The sequence below is a fragment of the Thalassotalea crassostreae genome, assembly GCF_001831495.1.
GTDB classification, from domain to species: Bacteria; Pseudomonadota; Gammaproteobacteria; order Enterobacterales; family Alteromonadaceae; genus Thalassotalea_A; species Thalassotalea_A crassostreae.
Map to the genome: position 1 here is coordinate 954,506 of NZ_CP017689.1, position 20,119 is coordinate 974,624.

Annotated in this window: 16 protein-coding genes; 9 read left to right on the top strand and 7 right to left on the bottom strand. The window is 38.8% G+C overall.

What is annotated here, in order from left to right; genetic code table 11:
- Positions 1 to 181: 181 nt before the first annotated feature.
- Together LT090_RS04250 and LT090_RS04255 are read left to right on the top strand one after the other, a co-directional pair.
- Positions 182 to 799: a transglycosylase SLT domain-containing protein gene (locus tag LT090_RS04250; protein WP_068546043.1), complete on the top strand. Its 618-nt coding sequence runs from the start codon at positions 182 to 184 to the stop codon at positions 797 to 799.
- 88 nt (positions 800 to 887) lie between these two features.
- A complete protein-coding gene (locus LT090_RS04255) occupies positions 888 to 1,322 on the top strand; it encodes an N-acetyltransferase (RefSeq protein WP_068546042.1) in 435 nt (144 codons plus the stop codon).
- 107 nt (positions 1,323 to 1,429) lie between these two features.
- Here LT090_RS04255 and LT090_RS04260 read toward each other — a convergent pair whose 3' ends face one another.
- The 4 genes from LT090_RS04260 to LT090_RS04275 all read right to left on the bottom strand — a co-directional run bounded on the left by LT090_RS04260 (position 1,430) and on the right by LT090_RS04275 (position 6,538).
- Positions 1,430 to 3,052 (bottom strand): GMC family oxidoreductase, encoded by a 1,623-nt coding sequence (locus LT090_RS04260; RefSeq protein ID WP_068546041.1) that lies wholly within the window; start codon positions 3,050 to 3,052, stop codon positions 1,430 to 1,432.
- A gap of 174 nt (positions 3,053 to 3,226) precedes the next feature.
- Positions 3,227 to 4,501, bottom strand: coding sequence for an HlyC/CorC family transporter (locus LT090_RS04265; protein WP_068546040.1), 1,275 nt, complete (start codon positions 4,499 to 4,501; stop codon positions 3,227 to 3,229).
- A gap of 81 nt (positions 4,502 to 4,582) precedes the next feature.
- Entirely contained in the window at positions 4,583 to 5,383 is an 801-nt protein-coding gene (locus tag LT090_RS04270; protein WP_068546039.1) for a cytochrome C assembly family protein, read from the bottom strand.
- Positions 5,384 to 5,470: 87 nt separating this feature from the next.
- Complete coding sequence (locus LT090_RS04275) at positions 5,471 to 6,538, bottom strand: SO_0444 family Cu/Zn efflux transporter (protein WP_068546038.1); 1,068 nt, start codon at positions 6,536 to 6,538, stop codon at positions 5,471 to 5,473.
- Between the two features lie 304 nt (positions 6,539 to 6,842).
- Between LT090_RS04275 and ffh the strand changes: the two genes are divergently transcribed.
- Together ffh and LT090_RS04285 are read left to right on the top strand one after the other, a co-directional pair.
- Entirely contained in the window at positions 6,843 to 8,234 is a 1,392-nt protein-coding gene (gene ffh / locus LT090_RS04280) for a signal recognition particle protein (RefSeq protein WP_068546037.1), read from the top strand.
- Between the two features lie 546 nt (positions 8,235 to 8,780).
- On the top strand, positions 8,781 to 9,893 hold the full coding sequence (locus LT090_RS04285) for a hypothetical protein (RefSeq protein ID WP_068546036.1): 1,113 nt from the start codon (positions 8,781 to 8,783) through the stop codon (positions 9,891 to 9,893).
- A 123-nt stretch (positions 9,894 to 10,016) separates the two neighbouring features.
- Here LT090_RS04285 and LT090_RS04290 read toward each other — a convergent pair whose 3' ends face one another.
- A complete protein-coding gene (locus LT090_RS04290; RefSeq protein WP_068546035.1) occupies positions 10,017 to 10,982 on the bottom strand; it encodes a DMT family transporter in 966 nt (321 codons plus the stop codon).
- A gap of 267 nt (positions 10,983 to 11,249) precedes the next feature.
- Between LT090_RS04290 and rpsP the strand changes: the two genes are divergently transcribed.
- From rpsP to rplS, 4 genes are read left to right on the top strand one after another with little or no spacing between them, the layout of a single operon-like run.
- Entirely contained in the window at positions 11,250 to 11,495 is a 246-nt protein-coding gene (rpsP, locus tag LT090_RS04295) for a 30S ribosomal protein S16 (RefSeq protein WP_068546034.1), read from the top strand.
- Positions 11,496 to 11,532: 37 nt separating this feature from the next.
- Positions 11,533 to 12,054, top strand: coding sequence for a ribosome maturation factor RimM (gene rimM / locus LT090_RS04300; RefSeq protein WP_068546033.1), 522 nt, complete (start codon positions 11,533 to 11,535; stop codon positions 12,052 to 12,054).
- 4 nt (positions 12,055 to 12,058) lie between these two features.
- Positions 12,059 to 12,814, top strand: a complete 756-nt coding sequence (trmD, locus tag LT090_RS04305) for a tRNA (guanosine(37)-N1)-methyltransferase TrmD (RefSeq protein ID WP_068546032.1) — start codon at positions 12,059 to 12,061, stop codon at positions 12,812 to 12,814.
- Positions 12,815 to 12,851: 37 nt separating this feature from the next.
- Positions 12,852 to 13,202: a 50S ribosomal protein L19 gene (rplS, locus tag LT090_RS04310; RefSeq protein ID WP_068546031.1), complete on the top strand. Its 351-nt coding sequence runs from the start codon at positions 12,852 to 12,854 to the stop codon at positions 13,200 to 13,202.
- A 47-nt stretch (positions 13,203 to 13,249) separates the two neighbouring features.
- Here rplS and LT090_RS04315 read toward each other — a convergent pair whose 3' ends face one another.
- Positions 13,250 to 13,882, bottom strand: coding sequence for an aldose epimerase family protein (locus LT090_RS04315; RefSeq protein WP_082897128.1), 633 nt, complete (start codon positions 13,880 to 13,882; stop codon positions 13,250 to 13,252).
- Positions 13,883 to 14,117: 235 nt separating this feature from the next.
- On the bottom strand, positions 14,118 to 16,829 hold the full coding sequence (locus LT090_RS04320) for a TonB-dependent receptor (protein WP_068546029.1): 2,712 nt from the start codon (positions 16,827 to 16,829) through the stop codon (positions 14,118 to 14,120).
- Positions 16,830 to 17,254: 425 nt separating this feature from the next.
- On the opposite strand from LT090_RS04320, the gene LT090_RS04325 reads away from it, so the two are divergent.
- The gene (locus LT090_RS04325) at positions 17,255 to 19,846 is read left to right on the top strand and encodes an immunoglobulin-like domain-containing protein (protein WP_068546028.1); all 2,592 of its coding nucleotides are present in this window, start codon (positions 17,255 to 17,257) and stop codon (positions 19,844 to 19,846) included.
- The last annotated feature ends 273 nt before the right edge of the window (positions 19,847 to 20,119 follow it).

Genomic DNA, 20,119 nt, shown 5'->3' on the forward strand with positions numbered 1-20,119 from the left:
ATTTCTGACAAGCAAAAAAAAGCACATAATTTTCATTATGTGCTTAAAAACTCTAGGGAGAAATAAAACATTCATAACATAAGAACATTATTCTCAAAAAAAGTTCCAAAAAGATTAAAATAAATTGTTTTTTCTGGCACACTGTAATCAATATAGGCCTTACGCATTAATAAGAGCTGTAATGAAAATAATAAAATCGCTTGTTATCGCTGTGACATTCATTCAATTATCTGGGTGTTCAACACCGCCACCAGAAAACCCTGAAAATATTTGTGAGATTTTTCGAGAGCATCATAGTTGGTATGAGGGCGCGAAAGATATGAATGATAGGTGGGGAGTTCCAATTAATGTGCCAATGAGCATGATGTATCAAGAAAGTTCTTTTAGATCAGATGCATTGCCTCCTAGAGATTACTTATTTGGTTTTATCCCGTGGGGTAGGGTAAGTAGTGCCTATGGTTTTGCGCAAGCTAAAACTTTAACTTGGGATGATTATATTCGTGAGACAGACAATAGCGGTGCCGACCGCGATGATTTCGATGACGCGATTGATTTTATGGGCTGGTTTATTTCTAAAACGCAAAAAATAAACGGCGTTTCCAAGTGGGATCCTTATAATCAATACCTGAATTATCATGAAGGCTGGGGCGGTTTTAAACGCAAAACCTATAATAAAAAGCCTTGGTTAATCAAAGTTGCTCGCAAAGTAGATAGCCGCGCAAAAACCTATGGCGGGCAATTAAAAAGTTGTCAGGACGAACTCGATAGCAGCTGGTTATGGCGTTTATTGTTTTATTAGAAACAACTAGAAGTGAAAAGTCGTTAGAATAAAATCGGCAATATTCCCGCTTTTTAACTGATTACTACTGAAATAAAACGAGATGAATATGATTCGAATATTAAGAACAGAAGACCTAGATGTCGCTGTTGATATCTGGCTGGAAGCTTCAATTCAAGCACATAATTTCATTTCTCCAGATTTTTGGCTGTCACAAAAACAGAATATGCGTGATTTGTATCTCCCTAATAGTGAATCTTGGGTTTATGAAGATGATGGCCAAATCCTTGGTTTTATTTCCTATTACGAGGGGACCGTTCCTGCAGTTTTTGTTGATACAAAGTCTCAATCTAAGGGCGTTGGAACTCAGTTATTAGAAAAGTTAAAGGGCAAATATAACAAGTTAACCTTAACTGTTTACTCAGAGAACCTTAAAAGTCATCAGTTTTATATTCGCCAAGGTTTCGTTGATGTTGGCAAGTGCATGTGTGAACACACGGGTCGAGAGCAATTTGAAATGTGCTGGGAAAGCGAAGCTTTATAAACAATAGCTTCAGTTATAGACATAAAACTGACTTTATCTATGTGAAAAATTTAATTTATTCTATTATTTCCAATGTATCTGGCTGAAAGTGTAATTTTGAAGCAGGTTCAGGAAGTCGACTGTTGACTATTAGCCTTTTCCAAAATTAAGTCTGCAGCTTTTGCGGCAATTGCCATGCACGGTGCATTGGTGTTGGCGCTGATGATGATTGGCATAATTGACGCATCAACAACGCGTAAATTGCCTATGCCGTGAACTTGTAGCTTTTCGTTCACAACAGACATATCATCACTGCCCATTTTACAGGTACCTACCGGGTGGTAAATGTTATTTGATTTTGCGCGAAGAAAGTCTTCAATCTGTTTATCTGTTTGTACTTCTTTACCAGGGATTATCTCAGACTTAATCGCTTTGCCTAGCGGCGGGTGACTTAGTAATTTTCTCGTCATCTTTACGGCTTTTATCATGGTGTTTAAGTCTTCTTGATCGCTTAACAGATTACCATCGATGACTGGTGGTGAAGCAATGTTAGAATCTTTTAAGGTGATACTGCCGCGACTATTTGGTCTAAGTAGACAGACGTGGGTAGATATGCCACGTTTAATGAACATTTTGACGTTTCTGCCATGGTCGTCCATCGCACCAGGGATAAATTGCCACTGAATATCCGGTCGTTCATTTATGTCTTTGGTATTAATGAAACCACCGGATTCAACAATGCTTGTAGTCATTAGGCCGGTATTATGGCGCCAGTAACGCCATAACTGTTTACCTAAGTAGAGCAATGATTTTGGTGCCAATGAAATAACATCATCGCGCTCAATCTCATTAACGATAATTGCATCGACGTGATCTTGCAGGTTTTTACCAACGCCAGGTAGATGTTTTACTAATTTGATATTGTGTTGCTGTAATTCATTTTCAGCGCCAATGCCACTTAACATTAACAGCTGCGGGGAGTGAAATGCGCCTGCACTTAAGATCACTTCTTTTGCTGCTTGGATTGTAATTAAGGTGTTTTGAGCACGATAACGAACGCCCGTTGCTTTGTTGTCTGTGATTAATATTTTTTCAACTTGGCACCCTGTTAAGATCGTTAAGTTTTTGCGCTTGGTAATGTCTGCTAAAAATGCCGCTGCTGCGCTGTGTCGTTTACCAAGTTTTTGAGTGACTTGATAATAGCCAACACCGGCTTGTGTAGCGCCATTAAAGTCGGCATTAAACGGGTAGCCAGCATTCATCGAAGATTGTACAAACTCACTGGCCACAGGGTGAGCACTGCGTGAATCACTTACCCATAACTCGCCATCTTTGCCGTGAAAGTCATTTAAAATACTTTGCTGATTTTCCATTGCCTTAAAGTAAGGAAGCATAGAATCGTAATCCCATCCTTCGTTTCCTAGTGCGGCCCAGTCATCATAGTCTTGTTTTTGCCCACGAGTGTAAAGCATGGCGTTAATAGCACTGCTGCCGCCGAGTCCTTTGCCTCTTGGTTGAAATATTTGTCGATTATCTTGGTGAGGTTGATTGATAGAGTTAAAACTATAATTGAATGTTTTAAGTTGCATTAATAGTGCAATGCCAATTGGTGTATTAACTAATGGGTTGTTGTTTTTTGAGCCTGGCTCGATTAAGCACACGCTATATTTGCCGCACTTTGAAAGCTTGTTTGCCAAAACGCATCCACTAGAGCCGGCGCCAACAATGATAAAGTCGTAGTTAGATCCCATAGTTCACCAAGGTTAATTCTTATACAACGACTCTAATACATGTGCAGCACGTTAGCAACTGGTCAGATGAGGCAATGTGTTGCGAAGTAAGTATTCGTACTTAAGTGTGACGCTAGGGCAGTAAAAAGCCGGTTTAAAACCGGCTTTGGAAAGCTTTTTGAACCGTGAGTTCAACTAGTCATTTTTTAAATAGTGTTCAGGCATAATACGAATGGTTTTGATCATGTTGTCATTAACATCAATAATTTCCATAGGGTAACCTGCAATACGCATACTGATATTTGGCTGTGGAAATTCTTCTAAGTACTCAAGTACCAAACCATTTAGTGTTTTTGGTCCATCGATTGGTAAATCCCAAGACATTTCTTTGTTGATGTCTCGTACGTTGACACTGGCGTCGACGAGATAGCTGCCATCTGGTTGCTTGTGGACTTCATCGCTAGGCGCAGGCTCCATGGTAGTAGTAAAGTCGCCAACAATTTCTTCCAGTATATCTTCAAGGGTTACTAAGCCTTGGATATCACCATATTCATCAACCACTAAACCAAGGCGTTCTTTTTTGTGCTGAAACTTTAATAGTTGGACGTTAAGTTGAGTGCCTTCGGGAATAAAATACATTTCCCTTACCGCTCTAAGCAAGGTTGCTTTGGTAAATTGTTTTTTCGATAACATTTTAACGGCATCACGCATATGCACGTATCCAACGACGTCATCAATACTGTCACGATACAAAATTACTCGGGTGTGATTTGCGTGAGTTAACTGCTTTTGAATAAGCTTCCAATCATCATTGATATCGATACCCTGAATTTCATTTCGAGGGATCATAATATCTTCAACAGTTACTTTTTCTAAATCGAGAATACTCACTAGCATATCCTGATCGCGTGCCGGTAAAAGAGCCGCAGATTCATTTACCACTGTTCTTAGCTCTTCAGAACTTAAACTATGTTCCTGTCTTTGCTCAGGGCTAATTCTGAATAAAATCAAAATACCGTTTGTAATCCAATTTAGAGCTACAACAAAAGGGTAGAATATTTTAAGAAGAATTCGTAATAGAAATGAACTAGGAAAAGCAACTTTTTCAGGATGCAATGCCGCAAGTGTTTTCGGCGTAACCTCAGCAAAAATAAGAATCACTAATGTGAGCGCGAGTCCCGCATAAAAAATGCCATTATCACCATAATATCGTTCAAATATAACACCGGCCACTAGCGATGCGAATACATTCACTAAGTTATTACCGATTAGAATTAGACCAATTAATTGGTCTGTACGATCGAGTAGGTTACTGACACGCTTTGCGCCTTTATGACCTTTTTGTTCAAGATGACGTAAGCGATATCGGTTAAGCGACATCATGCCGGTTTCAGAGCCAGAGAAATACGCGGAAATTAAAATTAAAACGCCAAGTATGCTAAACAGCGCACTCGTTGATATGTCGTCCAATGAAGGGGTCCTATGTTGCCTATATAATAATTTGTAGTTTAAATAATGTTCTTTGCTACAAGCCTAGTTATACATTAACTTTTACGTTAATAAAAACTCTTTTACAAATCGACTGCCAAAATAGGCCAATGTTAAGACTAAAGTAGCTACTACCGACAGGATTAATACTCGGTGGCCGCGCCAGCCAAGTCGAAAGTGTCCCCATAAAATAACTACATACATAATCATCGCTATAATCGATAATAAAGTTTTATGAAGGTTCTCTGTAGCAATAAAGCCATCAATAAAAATAAAGCCAACTAATTGAGATACAATTAAACAAGAAGTTCCTGCCGCCATGATGGCAAACAGTTGTCCCTCTACTTGCATCAACGGTGGTAAATGATTAACCGCAGTGAGGTTTTTTGATTTCAATTTAAAATTAATAAAGTTCACTTGAAACGCATAAAGGGTAGCAATAACTAAAATACCATAAGCCATTAAAGCTAACGTAATGTGCAGTACTAAGCTCAGATTCGATGCATCTATTGCCATGTGGCTATTCGCAGGCATAACAATCAAGGCTAAAAGCAACAGGGCTGAAAACGTATAAACAACCGGTAGAATCAAATTCGCTTTAAAACGAATCGATATAAAAGTGACTGAAAACGAGATGATAAAGGCCACTAACGATATGACATTGATAAGACTAAAGTCAACGTCGGCGCGAGTAAATATCGTTTGCCCTAATAGCAAACTATGGCCCAATACAGCCAAACAACCTAAGGTTAAATAGACTTTAGGTTTAGGTCCGTTTAAATCAAATAATTTGGCAGAAACACTATAAGTTGAACCTAGGTATAAGGCGACAACGACAATAGTGAGAATACTAATAAGATCCACCACTTAGCTCCAATATGGTTTAGCAATACGCAATATTGCCAATATTAGCAAAATACTGAATGACTTAGCTAACTTTATTTAACTATTCTATTTAACAACAAGTCGTCTTAGTGGCTTGATAGAGCTTAATGCAATTAATATCGTGCAACTCATCGCAAACCATAATGGCAAAATCTCATGGCTATGGGTCATTTGTTTAGCGATATCGATTTGGTAAAGGTTAAGAAGGTAATCGAGCAAATAGCCAAAACCTATCGCTGTTGAGGCAATACCAAACAGGTATCGAGTTAACACTTGAGTCCCCATTTCATTTTTGATCACACCTAGTGTTGAAATGTTTGTTGCAGGGCCTGCCATCATAAACACCAAAGCTGTTCCTGGTGAAATTCCCGCTAAAATAAAACCAGCTGCAATCGGCGTTGATGCCGTCGCACAAATATACATTGGGATTGAAATGGCAATCATGATTAACATTGCTGGTAATCCACTGCCATAGCTTGTTAAGAATTCGGTCGGTAAAAAAGTACGTACTATAGTGGCAAAGATTAAACCAACCAGCAGCCATAGGATTAAGTCATCAACCAATTGCGTAAATGCATATTTAACTCCAGAGCCAAGCTTGTTTATTACAGAGTCACTTGCAGGTTGAGATTTACTGCAACATGATGAACTTGCTTTTTCTTGCTCTTGCTGTGCTTTTTTACTTGCACAACAGCTTGATTCTGGCGCTTGTTGCTCGCCTTGATGTGGCTTAGCTGTCGTTACAAGCAAACCGGTAATGATCGCTGAACTGATTGCGGCTATTGGACGATAAATCGCCATGATAGGGCCTAATAATCCATAAGAAACGGAAACAGAATCAACACCGGTTTCGGGAGTCGCGACTAAAAATGCGGACGTTGCTGAAGAGGAGGCGCCCGAGCGCTTAAGTTGAGTTGCAACTGGAATAACACCACATGAGCATAATGGCAATGGTGCACCTATTAGTGCTGCTTTGACCACCGCGGTTTTACCTTCACCTAGATGTTTGGCTAATATCTTTGTTGGTACAAAAGACTTCATCAAGCCGGCAATAATTAAACCTAGCAATAACCAAGGGCTAGCCTCGTTAGCCAATAAAATAAAATTATTAATTAGTAAACTAATCGTTTCCATCTAATGTCCAAAAATTCTTGTTTCTAAGTCTTGATTTTACCTCATGTTGCCACAAAGTTAACTATAGTTTTTGTATAAGTTTTGTAATAGCTTTTGTATTAGTTTTGAAAATCTTATTCAAATAAAAGATATTCCCCTTTCGCTTATTGGCGGGCAGGGTATAATAGCCAATAATTTTACAATTTAATCAATACCGGATTCGAGTGTTTATCGGCATTAATGTATGTAAGCATAAATAACATTAATCAGCACAACACTATTAACGAAGAATTAAAACGGTAGATAAGGTTACTTAAGGGTTACCATGTTTGAGAATTTATCCGATCGCTTAGCTAAAACACTGAAAAATATCAGTGGTCGTGGCCGTCTAACAGAAGACAATATTAAAGATACGTTACGTGAAGTTCGTATGGCGTTGCTTGAGGCTGATGTTGCCTTACCGGTTATCCGCGAATTTATCGCCAACGTTAAAGAACGTGCGGTAGGTGTTGAAGTTAGTAAAAGTTTATCGCCTGGACAAGTGTTTGTAAAAATCGTCCAGTCAGAACTTGAAACAGCAATGGGGGCAAGCAACGAAGCGCTTGACCTTAAAGCGACGCCACCAGCAGTAATTTTAATGGCTGGTTTGCAAGGTGCGGGTAAAACAACCTCAGTAGCTAAGTTAGGTAAATTCCTAACGACAAGAGAAAAGAAAAAAGTTCTAGTGGTAAGTGCCGATGTATATCGTCCGGCTGCGATCAAGCAGCTTGAAACGCTAGCGACTGAAGTTAATGTTGAGTTTTTCCCAAGTGACATATCTCAAAAGCCAACGGATATTGCCAACGCAGCAATTGACCATGCGAAAAAGAAATTTATTGATGTAGTCATTGTCGATACTGCAGGTCGTTTGCATGTTGATGGCGAAATGATGGATGAAATTAAACAACTTCATGCCAACATTAACCCAGTAGAGACATTATTCGTTGTTGATGCTATGACGGGTCAAGATGCTGCTAATACGGCAAAAGCGTTTGATGAAGCATTACCATTAACCGGGGTGATCCTAACCAAGACTGATGGTGATGCTCGCGGTGGTGCGGCACTTTCTATTCGTCATATCACTGGTAAGCCGATTAAGTTTTTAGGTGTTGGTGAGAAAACTGATGCCTTAGAAGCTTTCCACCCAGATCGTGTTGCGTCACGTATTCTTGGCATGGGCGATGTATTGTCTCTTATCGAAGAAGTTGAACAGAAAGTAGATAAAAAACAAGCTGAAAAACTTGCTAAGAAAGTTAAGAGCGGTAAAGGTTTCGATTTAGAAGATTTCCGTGATCAGCTAGTGCAAATGAAAAACATGGGCGGCATGATGGGCTTAATGGACAAGTTACCAGGTATGGGTAATATGTCTGAGCAAGTTAAAGGTCAAATGGATGACAAAGTTACCGTTCGAATGGAAGCTATCATCAACTCAATGACGCCAGGTGAACGCCTACGTCCAGACATCATTAAAGGTTCACGTAAACGTCGTATTGCAGCTGGTTCTGGAACACAAATTCAAGACGTGAATAAGTTATTGAAGCAATTTACCCAAATGCAAAAAATGATGAAGAAAATGTCAGGTAAGGGCGGCATGCAAAAAATGATGCGCTCGATGAAAGGTATGATGCCTCCAGGTGGTGGTGGTATGGGTGGCCCAGGCGGCATGTTCCGCCGTTAATCGGTAAGTTTATAGTCCACCTTTCGGCATCTTGATGCCGTTAATTCCCAAAGCGGTGGCGGTATGGGCGGTATGGGTGGCCCAGGCGGCATGTTCCGCCGTTAATCGGTAAGTTTATAGTCCACCTTTCGGCATCTTGATGCCGTTAATTCCCAAAGCGGTGGCGGTATGGGTGGTATGGGTGGCCCAGGCGGCATGTTCCGCCGTTAATCGGTAAGTTTATAGTCCACCTTTCGGCATCTTGATGCCGTTAATTCCCAAAGCGGTGGCGGTATGGGCGGTATGGGTGGCCCAGGCGGCATGTTCCGCCGTTAATCGGTAAGTTTATAGTCCACCTTTCGGCATCTTGATGCCGTTAATTAATACCTAAACTCACAAGCAATACTAAAAGCCAGAGCTATAAGCTCTGGTTTTATTTTCTAGGCTTTATTTTCTTAGTTTTAACTAAGCTCAGTAATCAATATGATTTTGCTAGTTTAGTTTTTAGGCAAACTTTGTTTTAATAGAGCATTGTCGATTTCATAAAATTAACAACAGGCATATAAAGTGCAATTAATTAAATCACTATTTTGTATCAAAGGACATGATATTGCGGAGCGCTTTTTAGCGATTGCGATTGGTTCTTTAATGGCATTTTCTTTTTTTAACGAAGCAATCTTGTCTTCTGTGATTGCTCGCAGTCTATGGGCGGTTATTTTTGTTAGCCTATATTTTTGCTCTGCATTACGTCGTTGTCGAGATAGCGGCAATCGTTCGAGCATCGCTTTTATCGCAACCATTCTTTTTGCTTTGGCACTAACGGCAATCATTGCTGTAGAAAGTTCGAGTAGTTATATTACTCTATTGCCAGCGTTACTGATGAGCTTAGTTGTTTTTTCTTTGCCATCTACAACAGCAAGAGTCTATGTGATGGGATATTCTGGACCAGTAGACTTAAGTGGTTTTAGCCAACCAGAAGTTGCACCTCGTAAACCTATGTCTAACCGTATTGAACCGAGCTTGTTTGGTCAAAGCGATGCTGCTGATGAGCAACAAGCGACTTATCAACAAAGTCTACAAGCAGAAACCGTTCAGACTGTTGAGATTGCTCCTCGTTTGGTACAAAACGATTTTGCTAATTTACTTAATAAATTTTTAACGGGTAATAAAACACTAGCGATGGCGAGCGGCGCCATATTGGTAATTATTTCGGTTGTCGTTATTGGGCTGCCTTTCTTTAGTAACAACTTAGATGAAACTGCTGAAGACGAAGAGCTTAATCAAGTGGAAGAAAAACAAGTTGTAGAGGTAAAAGAGCGCGGTAACATGCTTGCTATGCCTGATGATTTTTATTTATTGCTCGATCAACACCAAGCTTTAATCATTCATTTTAAAGCTGACTTAATCAATAACGGCGTGATTTGGTCGCAGGCGACTGCACAAGGTGATGACACTTGTGAAGTCATAGAGTTTAATCGAGGTGATAAAATCAGAACGATTAATGTTGAAGTTGAGGCTGACGGAAGTTACTACGTCAACTTTTCACCATTAGACACCGAAGAATTGGTAACGTTAATTGCAAAGCGCGGAAACTTTGGTGTTTGTGGATATAACTTCTCGTTAAAAGGTTCTACTAAAGCACTTAATAGTAATTCTATTTATGCGGATTTAGTTAACTGATTGAGCTAACTGGTTGAGTTATTTGCTTTAGTTTACTCACTATTTTAACGAAACAAGCTAATAAAAAAGGTTCATTTCTTAGCGGAAATGAACCTTTTATTTTATATGTTGGTTAGTTAGTTTTTATAATCTTACGAAACGTTTTAATGCCGTCATGTTTTTGCGACTCAATATTTTATTGCCCAAGGCCGTTAGTATCGAGCCTCCAACTACTAGAAACGCACCGATATAAGCTAAGTCGTTAAGCTGTTGTGCATTAAAAAGTGAAGGCCAATAATGCTCACCAATAGAAGCAAATAATACCGTTAAAAGCGGCGTAATGGCTAATACTGCACTCACTTTACTTGCGGGCCAATAATCTAGTGATTCGGCAAAGGTACTATAAGCAATTAACGTATTAGCACAACAAAATAGCAATAATAGAATTGCCAAAGTGTCAAACTTCATTACTTCTGCAGGACTTGAAACCGGTAAGAAAAATAAGCTCGCAAATACATAAATAAACCACATGATCTGACTAGAGCTGTAATGGCTTAGCATTTTCTTTTGAATGATTGCATAGGCCGCCCAAGTCGATGCTGCGCCGAGCATAATAATAAACCCGTATAAGAAATCCTGAGGGGCAATATCGCCGGCATTGCTAAACTGTTGGTTAAAAAACAGTAGTAGACCACTAATTAACACCACAGAACCAACCATTTGACCGCGGCTGAACGATTCTTTCAAAAAAATTACAGAACCTAATAGCATCATAAACGGTGCCATTTGTATAAGCATACCGGCAGTTTCTGGCGGAACAAAATACAGCGAACTTAAATACAACACATAATTGAGCGCTAAAAATACTGCGGCAATAAATAACCGTTTAAAGGTGCCTTTATTTTTAAATATGCTCCACGGTATTTGTTTCTTATTGAATAGAAAGTACCCGGCAAAAATAGCGGAGAAGATAAAGCGATACCAAGTAATGGTATAAGAATCCATTAACTGTAAAACGCTAACTAAAGCTAAAGGCAATAAGCCCCACATAATCGCTGTGGTTAGGGCTAAAGTTAGGCCTTTAATATTGTTGTTCACCTGAGTTGTCATTCTGTCACTCTTGTTAATGAATGCGATGCGCTAAAAAAATGTGATTTTAGTTTAAAACATTGGAAATAGCTGTAAATAAATATAGCTAAATTGTGGTTTTGCAGGAATTTCTCTTATAATAAGTAAAATTTTACTATTATTTTCCTTCTAATTGCTGTTTTAGGTTGCTTTTTATCCTTAAAAGCGTAAAATCTGCGAGCTTTTCTAACCCTAGTGGTTTGAAAGTGTCTGGAAAATTCGTTTTATAACTTAAATATAGAGGACGGTATGGTTACCATTCGTTTAGCTCGTGGCGGCGCGAAAAAGCGTCCATTTTACACAGTGGTTGTTGCTGACAGCCGTAACTCTCGCGATGGTCGTTTCATCGAGAAAGTTGGTTTCTTCAACCCTACTGCACAAGGTCAAGCGGAAAAGCTTCGTTTAGATCTTGACCGTATCAACCATTGGGTTGGTCAAGGTGCAACGGTTTCTGACCGTGTTGCAAAGTTAGTTAAAGACGCAGCAGCGGCTTAATTAACAATAGAATTTGTTTAAAGAGAATTAGTTAATAATGGAAAATGAAGTCATCCTTGGAAAAATCGGTGCTGTTTACGGCATTAAAGGTTGGTTAAAGATCCATTCTTATACTGATGATCCGCAAGCGATATTCGATTATAGCCCTTGGGTGATAAACCTAGGCGGCAAAAAACAAACAGTCGAAGTGAGTGAATGGCGTCGTCATAATAATGGCTTAATCGCAAAGTTTGCTGACATCAGTGACCGAAATGATGCACAACTTCGTGTTAGTGCTGAAATTTTAGTTTCGAGTGATGCGCTACCAGAGTTACCTGAAGGTGATTTCTATTGGCGCGACTTAATTGGTATGAGTGTAGTTAATGAATCTGGGTATAACTTAGGTGAAGTTAGCGACATCATGGAAACCGGCTCAAATGACGTACTGGTTGTTAAAGCTAATCGCACAGATGCGTTTGGCAAAAAAGAAAGGTTAATACCTTACTTAGAAGACCAAGTGATCAAAAATGTATCACTTGAGTCAAAACAAATTGACGTGGACTGGGACCCAGGTTTCTAGCTCAATGACGAATAGTAAAATGCGGATCGAGGTGATAAGCCTTTTTCCTGAAATGTTTACTGCAATCACTGAGTCTGGGGTGACAGGAAGAGCAATTCGTAATGGCTTAATAGATTTCAATATTTGGAATCCTAGAGAGTTTACGGTTGATAAACATCGCACCGTTGATGATCGCCCTTATGGCGGTGGTCCAGGGATGTTGATGATGGTTCAACCATTACGAGATGCAATCAAAGCTGCCAAACAATCGGCAGGTGATGATGCGCATGTGATCTACTTATCACCACAGGGACGAAAGCTTGACCAAGCGGGTGTACGTGAATTATCGACTCATAAAAAACTGGTATTAATTGCCGGTCGATATGAGGGCATTGACGAGAGACTTATTGAGTCGGATATCGACGAAGAGTGGTCTATCGGCGATTTTGTGTTAACTGGCGGTGAATTACCGGCAATGACACTTATCGATGCGGTTGCTAGATTTGTTCCTGGTGTATTAGGACACAATCAATCGGCTGAGCAGGATTCATTTTCTGACGGTTTATTAGATTGCCCACATTACACTAGACCAGAAGTTCTGGAAGATAAATCGGTACCTAAAGTTTTGCTAAGCGGTAATCATGAAAATATTCGTAAATGGCGCATGCAGCAGTCGTTAGAAAGAACTTGGACTCGAAGGCCCGAATTACTAACTAACCTAGCTCTGACCGAGGAGCAGGAAAAGATGTTAAACGCTATTAAGGCTAAACATCAATCCTGATCGGTTCGGTGAAACCTAGGACAAAAGGTGAATTAAAATGAGTAATATCATTAAAGCTCTTGAACAAGAGCAAATGAAAAAAGACGTACCAGCGTTCGCACCTGGTGATACTTTAATCGTTAAAGTTAAAGTTAAAGAAGGTGAAAAAGAGCGTCTTCAAGCATTTGAAGGTGTTGTTATCGCTAAGAAAAACCGCGGTTTGCATTCTGCTTTTACTGTTCGTAAAATTTCGAACGGTGAAGGTGTTGAGCGTGTATTCCAGACACATAGCCCAATCGTTGCTGATATTATAGTTAAACGTCGTGGTGATGTACGTCAAGCTAAACTTTACTACCTTCGTGAACTTTCTGGTAAGAAAGCACGTATCAAGGAAAAGTTGGCTAAGTAATCTAACGATTACTTACTCAAGAAGAGGCTGCCTAAGGGCAGCCTTTTTTATTTTAGTTTTTTGATTTGTATTTTAACTTGGCAATTCCAGGCGTTACCTTGTGTTAACCTAAGTAATCCATAGCCGGAATTTAAACTGTTTTGTGCGCCAACCCAAGGTTCTGGGCTAAAATATCCATGCTCAGCACTTGCCCATAAATTAAAGTCAGCAAATGCCTTTGCAGGATAACTGATGGCATGGTGACTCATTGATACTTGAATGCCGTCCGTATCATACATAGTAACCATAGAGCTTTCACTCAAACTAGTATAAGAAATAGATTTTCTTTCTGGTAACTCGGTAATGCTATGGATACCATTTAAGTTTGATGGCACCAAATTACCGTTAATCAATCTTCGTTCATTCCGCTCTAACTTATATTTGCTGTCAATAGTAAAATCAAAGTCGTTCAATGTATTCGCTTTATTAAATGGTGCATTGAATGTGATGTGGTTACCAATAGAAAATGGCATATCGCTTTGATTCTTAGGATCTGCGATAACCTTATAATCAATAATGACTTCGTTATTTGTTAGTAAATAATCAACAAGCAGTTTAAAACCCAAAGGATAGTACTTTTTAGTTTCTTTAGTTTCCTTTAGCGATAAACGAATAGTGGCATGGCTGACATCAGTGGCGATATCTTCTAATTGTCATTGCTGTTTTTAAACAAAACCATGTTGCGGTATAGAGTATTCTTTATCGTTAAGTAGATAACTGCCTAGTCGACCACCCGTTGTTGTTTCATCTGTTATTCGATTTCTTCCCGTTGCAGGCCATAAAAAAGACTTGGAGCTTACGCTACAAGTCTTTTTATGGTTGTCTACTTATTTCAATATACAACTGTTAGATTGGCAATAGTTTCCTTGATGCTAATTAAAATTTAGCATTTACCTTGAACATTGCTCTACGACCGTTATCGACTGTAGCGACAGGACGGGCAGTGCTGTAAACATATTTCTCGGTTTCTTGGGAAGTTAAGTTGTTAAGTGTCAAACCAAAACTAACACTCTTATTTAGCTTATAATTAAACTGTACATCAACATAGGTTGATGCGTCTAGCCAAATCGAATTACCTGAGCTGTTAGTTCCTGAGAATAAGAATTCATCACGATAGGTGTAGGCAATACGTGCCGAAAAGTTTTTCACTTCATAATATAAGGTAGCGTTTACAGTGTTTTCTGATAAACCTTCCATAGGTAAAGGAGTGTCAAACTGTAAATCTAATGACTCTGTTTCTGAATCAGTATAAGTATAGTTAAATGAACCACCAGTGTTTGCTAAAAATCCTGGTAAGAAAGTAAATGCTTGTTGATATGTGATCTCAATACCTTCAATATTACCTTCACCGCCATCAACGTATTTTTCTACATAATAATCATCATCTTCTTCGACCGTGTCTTCACCTTCGAATACAACTTCTTTGCTTATGTAATTGTCTACATCTTTCTTAAACCAAGTTGCACTTAATAGAGCTCCTTCTTCAAAATACCATTCAACGCCAACATCAAATTGTAATGCTCTAAAAGGCTTTAACTCAATATTACCACTAGAAGCATCACCTGGGGTTCCTTCCATAGCATTTCGTTTGATTTTCCTAGCTGGCGATGTGAATCGAGATTTAGGTCGCGAGATTACTTCCGCAGAACTAAAGCGCAATAGAACTTCTTCTGAAAGCTCGGCTACTAAATTAAGTGACGGTAATAAGTCATCGTAGTCATGGTGGTCGGTAGCTGGCTCATAACTACCATCACTTAACTCTGTTATCGAATGTCCTGTTAATTCAGTTTTTTCGTAACGAACACCAATGTTACCGCGCATTGGAAGTACAATGTCCGCTTCGATTTCCGACTGTATATAAGCGGCAGTTATATCAGTTTGAACATCCCAGTTTCGGTTGTCGTTTCTTTTGTCTTTCTGCTTAGTAACGATGATTTCACCGTTTTCATCGAAAGCAATAGTTGTTTCTAATTCTAAAGGGATTTCAGTATATGGGATATTTCTACTTTGAATCGAATTTTGATCTGCTATAGACCAATGTTCTAATCCCGAACCTCTATGGTAAGAGTGACCTGACATGCTTGAGCCATAATGATCTTCCATTGTACCTAAATCACCTTTTAACTTACCTAAAGCATAAGTTTGTAAAGTCGACTCTTCTTTCTTCTTTGCTCCAAGGCTAACTTTAGGTAATAAACTAAAGTCAGTGATGTAGTCGACATCAAATTGATAGAAGTTACTTTCGTCTTCTGAATATTCAACTCGATGGGTCATACCCGTTAACTGAATTTCTGAATCCATAGGCAAAGTATTATCGTCACCTAATCTAATGTATGGCATACCACCATTGTATAAGTAACTTGCGTTGTCTACGCTACCTTCAAAGGTATCAAAGGTAACGACTATATCTTTATGGCCTTTACTTGTTCCTGCGGCTAAACTAAGCGTTAAGTCTTCAGTGATTAACCATTCTAAAGTAGAGTTGAAACTTTCTATCTCTCTTTCTGTATCACGCATCCAAGTTTGAGAATCGATGTCAGATTGTCCGCCATAATCCAAAATGGATTTTGCGAAAATAAAGCCTTTATCATCATATAATCCAGTTGATGTGTGATTTTTATGAGTCCAACCTAAGCGCAAAGATTTAGAGATATCATCATCGTTCTGCTGTGCCACTAATCCACCTAAAGTGAAGTTTATCTCATCATTTGGTCGCCACTGTACTGTAACATCAGCACTTAATTTTTCACGGTTCGCTGCTCGTGTACCGATATTATAGTTTTGTACTGACCATAATCGATCATCAATCGGTTCAACGCCCTCAGCTGGAGTAAAAGTTGCATTATTTGATCTTGGGGTAGCCCATTTTGTTGCACCTGCACTATGGTTTTCAGACGGAGAGTCTGATGCGTCTATACCTACACTTAGGCCTAAAGTATTGTCAAAATATTGCGTCAGCATACGGAAGTTAGCTTTGTAAGATTCATTATCACCAATTTCTTGATGACCAACTCCACCACCTAACTGAATACGTGTTTTACCGTATTCAAGTGGTTGACGAGTACGAATGTTTACTGTACCGCCGACACCACCAGCATCTTGACTAGCTAAAGGGCTTTTCCAAACTTCAAGAGACGAAATCATGTCAGATGACAGCATGCCAAATGAGAAACCTTGTCCTGTTTCAGAAACTTCGCCAGTACCAGCTAGTCCTTGACCGTTCAATGTAACTAAGTTCATCTCTGGACCCATACCACGGATACTTACTGCTTCACCTTCACCAGCAGCATCTCGAGAAATACTGACACCGGCAATGCGTTGTAATGCCTCTGCGATATTTTCATCGGGGAATTTACCTACATCTTCGGCAGAAATAGAATCCATAACTTGATCTGCTGCACGCTTTTTATTAAGCGCATCTTCAAGACTACCTCTAATCCCCTCAATCTGGATTACTTCAATGTTTTCGGAGTCTATAGCTTTATCGTTAGCAATATTTGATTCAGCCTCTGCTGCATTTGCAGTATTGAGAGCGCAGCTAATAGATAGTGCGGTCAAAGTAAGGCTAAATAGATTATTTACTTTCATTATGTTTTCCCCAATTGTTATGGTGTTTTTATATATAACATAACGTACACCTGGATGATATCGGTGTCAATAATGAATGTAAATAAAATGACGATTATTTAAGCATATTTTTATTGAGGTTTTAATCTGGTTTTAACTGTTTGTGTTCGCTTGATTGATATACCGTTAATGTTGGCTAGCTAAACTCCAGTGGGGGGGTGCAATTTTACTGGAATAAACAGTAAATATAAAGGATTCATAGGTTGTTTGTTTCTCTGTTTTACCTGCTGTTGGAATTTGTGGTGTAGATATGAAATTTGTGAAGTTGTATTTAATAGCTATAGGTTCGAGAATTGACATTTTTTCACACTTATGGGTTTGACATCGATATCATACAGTGATAATAGTATAGAGTATCATAATATATAAAAGACACGAGGTTTAGGATGGGCATTAGCAAAAAAGTAATACTTACAACTGCAGTACAACAAGCACTTACTGGAAAATCGTTGAGAACTCTATTAGTAGCGGGAACTCTATCAATGAGTTCTGCAGCGTTTGCTGTCGATACTGACGGTGACGATGTTGATGATTTGTTTGATGCTGCTCCCAATGACATTGAATTGTCGGAAATTACAATCAACCGCGTGGTTAACGGTGATTTTGAAAGCGATTCAAATGAATGGAACTTTTCAAATACAAAAAATATTATAACAACTTTAACTACAACTGATAGCTATAACAGCTCAACATATGTAAATATGGTTTTAGTAAAAGAAGGTAAAAATATCCAAACTAAATCGTCAACAGAGGAAGGTGGTTTATATGCTACCGGCTCTTTCACTAAATTCACTTTAGGTTTTCGAGCAAAAGTAAATGTATTAAATGAGCAGCCTGCTGCTGCATTATTAGCAGGTGAGCCTGCAGGTATCAGAGCGAAAATTGTTGCATTACGAGCCGATGGTTCAAATGGAACCTTCCCTATTTATTATATCACCGATACCGAGTGGACAACGCATTCCGTTACGTATGACATAAATGATGTTAACGCAGAGGTAACCGCAGAGTGGAATGAAAAAAGCGTTAATGGTACAGCGCCAGATCCTGATTACCCACATAGAAACAAAGTATTAGAAGAAGTACTGTACAACCCTGAAACATTGGCATTTAAAGTAGTTATTCAAGGTCAAGCCATAGGTGATGATGTCAGCATCGATGATGTGGTTGCGTATACAGATATAGACAAACAATCAATGTTAGTACCGCCGAATGGGGACGAAGACGGCTTAATTGATATCTCTGATCCACATCCAACACAAGCTTATTTTGCTGAGTTAGAAGATAACTTAGCAAAAGATTTTGATGGTGATGGTGTTGCTAATTTTGAAGTTAATGATAAAGGTATTCTAATTAATCATGATGCCTTGCCTTACAATCCAGATGAACATATAGATAGTAATAATAACGGTTGGGGCGATGGACAAGAGACTCTTTCTCATATTTTGGTTGATAGGATTGAGATAGGTCAATTTGGTGATTTTTCAGTTAATAATGACGTTGCCAAAATTGGTGATAGTTCGACGACGATTAATACCGGTGATGGTTCAAGTTATTCAAATGCTTTTGTTGGCACCATAACTGAAAATATTTATATGGGCTTTTGGGCTAAAATACCTTCAGGTACAGATACAAGTGCTTTTACAGTGAAAGACGGTAAGTCAAACATGCTCGAATTAAAACTTAAAGCAGGTGATGAAAATGCCCCTATTTCGTCTATTGGAATTCCTGCCGATGCGTTAACTTCAACAAATATTGTAAATGAATGGACATATTTTGAAGTTGAAAAAACACTTACTCCAGAAAATATTGCTTTATTAGACCAAACGAAATTAAAGTTTCAAATAGTAAACCAAGCATCTGGTGGTCATATAGATATCGATGTTGATGGTTTTGTTATTTATAATAATACAAAGGATGAGTTGGCTGATGTTATCGCTTCATTTGTAACTGATAGCGATGATGATGGTATTGAAGACTATTCAGATAAAGATGATGATAACGACGGCTTACTTGACGGTGAAGATGTAAACGTAACGAATGATTTTGGTGATTTTAGCGCACCGGATATTGATCAAGATGGCTACGCAGATACTGACGATTTAAATGACAACGGTATTTTGGATTTCTTTGAAGTGCCAGAGCAAACTGAAATTCCACTTGTTATCCTAAACGGCGCTAAGAATATTGTTTTGTTTCAAAATGCAACATATGAAGAACTTGGTGCAGTAGTTACAGATGATATCGATACAGGTCTTACGGCTACCATTACTTATACACTAAATGAAGAATCAGTGCCGGGTATAGATTCTTCAACGATAGGGGATGTTTTCACAATTACCTACAGTGCAACAGATTCTGATAACCATACAGGTACAGCAACACGTACAGTGACGATTATCGCTACGCCACCTAATGAAATGACCATTACAGGTCTAAATGACATTAAAGTAGAGGCTACTAGCAATCTAACCACTGTTGAACTTGTGCCAACTGTAGAGCATTCAGAAGTGAGCGCAACAACGGTCTCAATTGCTAATGATGCTCCGGCTGGATTTCCGGTTGGAACTACTATTGTTACCTGGACAATAGAAGACTCAGAAGGCAACGTAGAAGAAGTAACGCAATCTGTAACAGTGAAAGATACAACTGCACCTAAGTTTATGGCGGACACGCAATTAAACTTTGAGATTGTCGATGGCAATTCTACGTACACACCAGCAGCTCTAGTTGCTAGCGATCTTGTTGATGGTAACATTACTGCAACAACTGACTTTGACGGCTCAAATCTAGTGGCTGGAACTTATTCTATCGAGTGGAGTGCAGAAGATAGCGCAGGAAACTCAAGTAAGTTTACGCAAACATTACTAGTTACTGTCGATGGTGAATCTGAACCTGATAGTCGCGGTGGTAGCTTGTATTTCGGTTTGTTTATGCTGTTGTGCGGGTCGATTAGCCGCAGATTGTTTAGTAAAAAGTAATTTATCTAAATAACCTATTCGAAAGGAAAGTCTATGTATGACTTTCCTTTTTTTAGCACAATGAAAAAGAGAATATTTAGTCTGAATTAAGTTATCTACTTGAGTAACCGAATAGTTTACAAACTAATTACCAGCCTAGCTGGTTTGTTTATCATCACCGGTAAAGTAGATAATTTACATTAATTTACATCTATCAACCTGTACAAAAAGTGCTATTAATAATAAATTACAACAAAGATGTTTATTTATATATAAAAACTAAATGGCATTACT

Coding starts and splice junctions, on each gene's coding strand:
- LT090_RS04250 (WP_068546043.1), top strand. CDS start 182: ATGAAAATAATAAAATCGCTTGTTATCGCTGTGACATTCATTCAATTA.
- LT090_RS04255 (WP_068546042.1), top strand. CDS start 888: ATGATTCGAATATTAAGAACAGAAGACCTAGATGTCGCTGTTGATATC.
- LT090_RS04260 (WP_068546041.1), bottom strand. CDS start 3,052: ATGGGATCTAACTACGACTTTATCATTGTTGGCGCCGGCTCTAGTGGA.
- LT090_RS04275 (WP_068546038.1), bottom strand. CDS start 6,538: ATGGAAACGATTAGTTTACTAATTAATAATTTTATTTTATTGGCTAAC.
- ffh (WP_068546037.1), top strand. CDS start 6,843: ATGTTTGAGAATTTATCCGATCGCTTAGCTAAAACACTGAAAAATATC.
- LT090_RS04290 (WP_068546035.1), bottom strand. CDS start 10,982: ATGACAACTCAGGTGAACAACAATATTAAAGGCCTAACTTTAGCCCTA.
- rpsP (WP_068546034.1), top strand. CDS start 11,250: ATGGTTACCATTCGTTTAGCTCGTGGCGGCGCGAAAAAGCGTCCATTT.
- rimM (WP_068546033.1), top strand. CDS start 11,533: ATGGAAAATGAAGTCATCCTTGGAAAAATCGGTGCTGTTTACGGCATT.
- trmD (WP_068546032.1), top strand. CDS start 12,059: ATGACGAATAGTAAAATGCGGATCGAGGTGATAAGCCTTTTTCCTGAA.
- rplS (WP_068546031.1), top strand. CDS start 12,852: ATGAGTAATATCATTAAAGCTCTTGAACAAGAGCAAATGAAAAAAGAC.
- LT090_RS04320 (WP_068546029.1), bottom strand. CDS start 16,829: ATGAAAGTAAATAATCTATTTAGCCTTACTTTGACCGCACTATCTATT.
- LT090_RS04325 (WP_068546028.1), top strand. CDS start 17,255: ATGGGCATTAGCAAAAAAGTAATACTTACAACTGCAGTACAACAAGCA.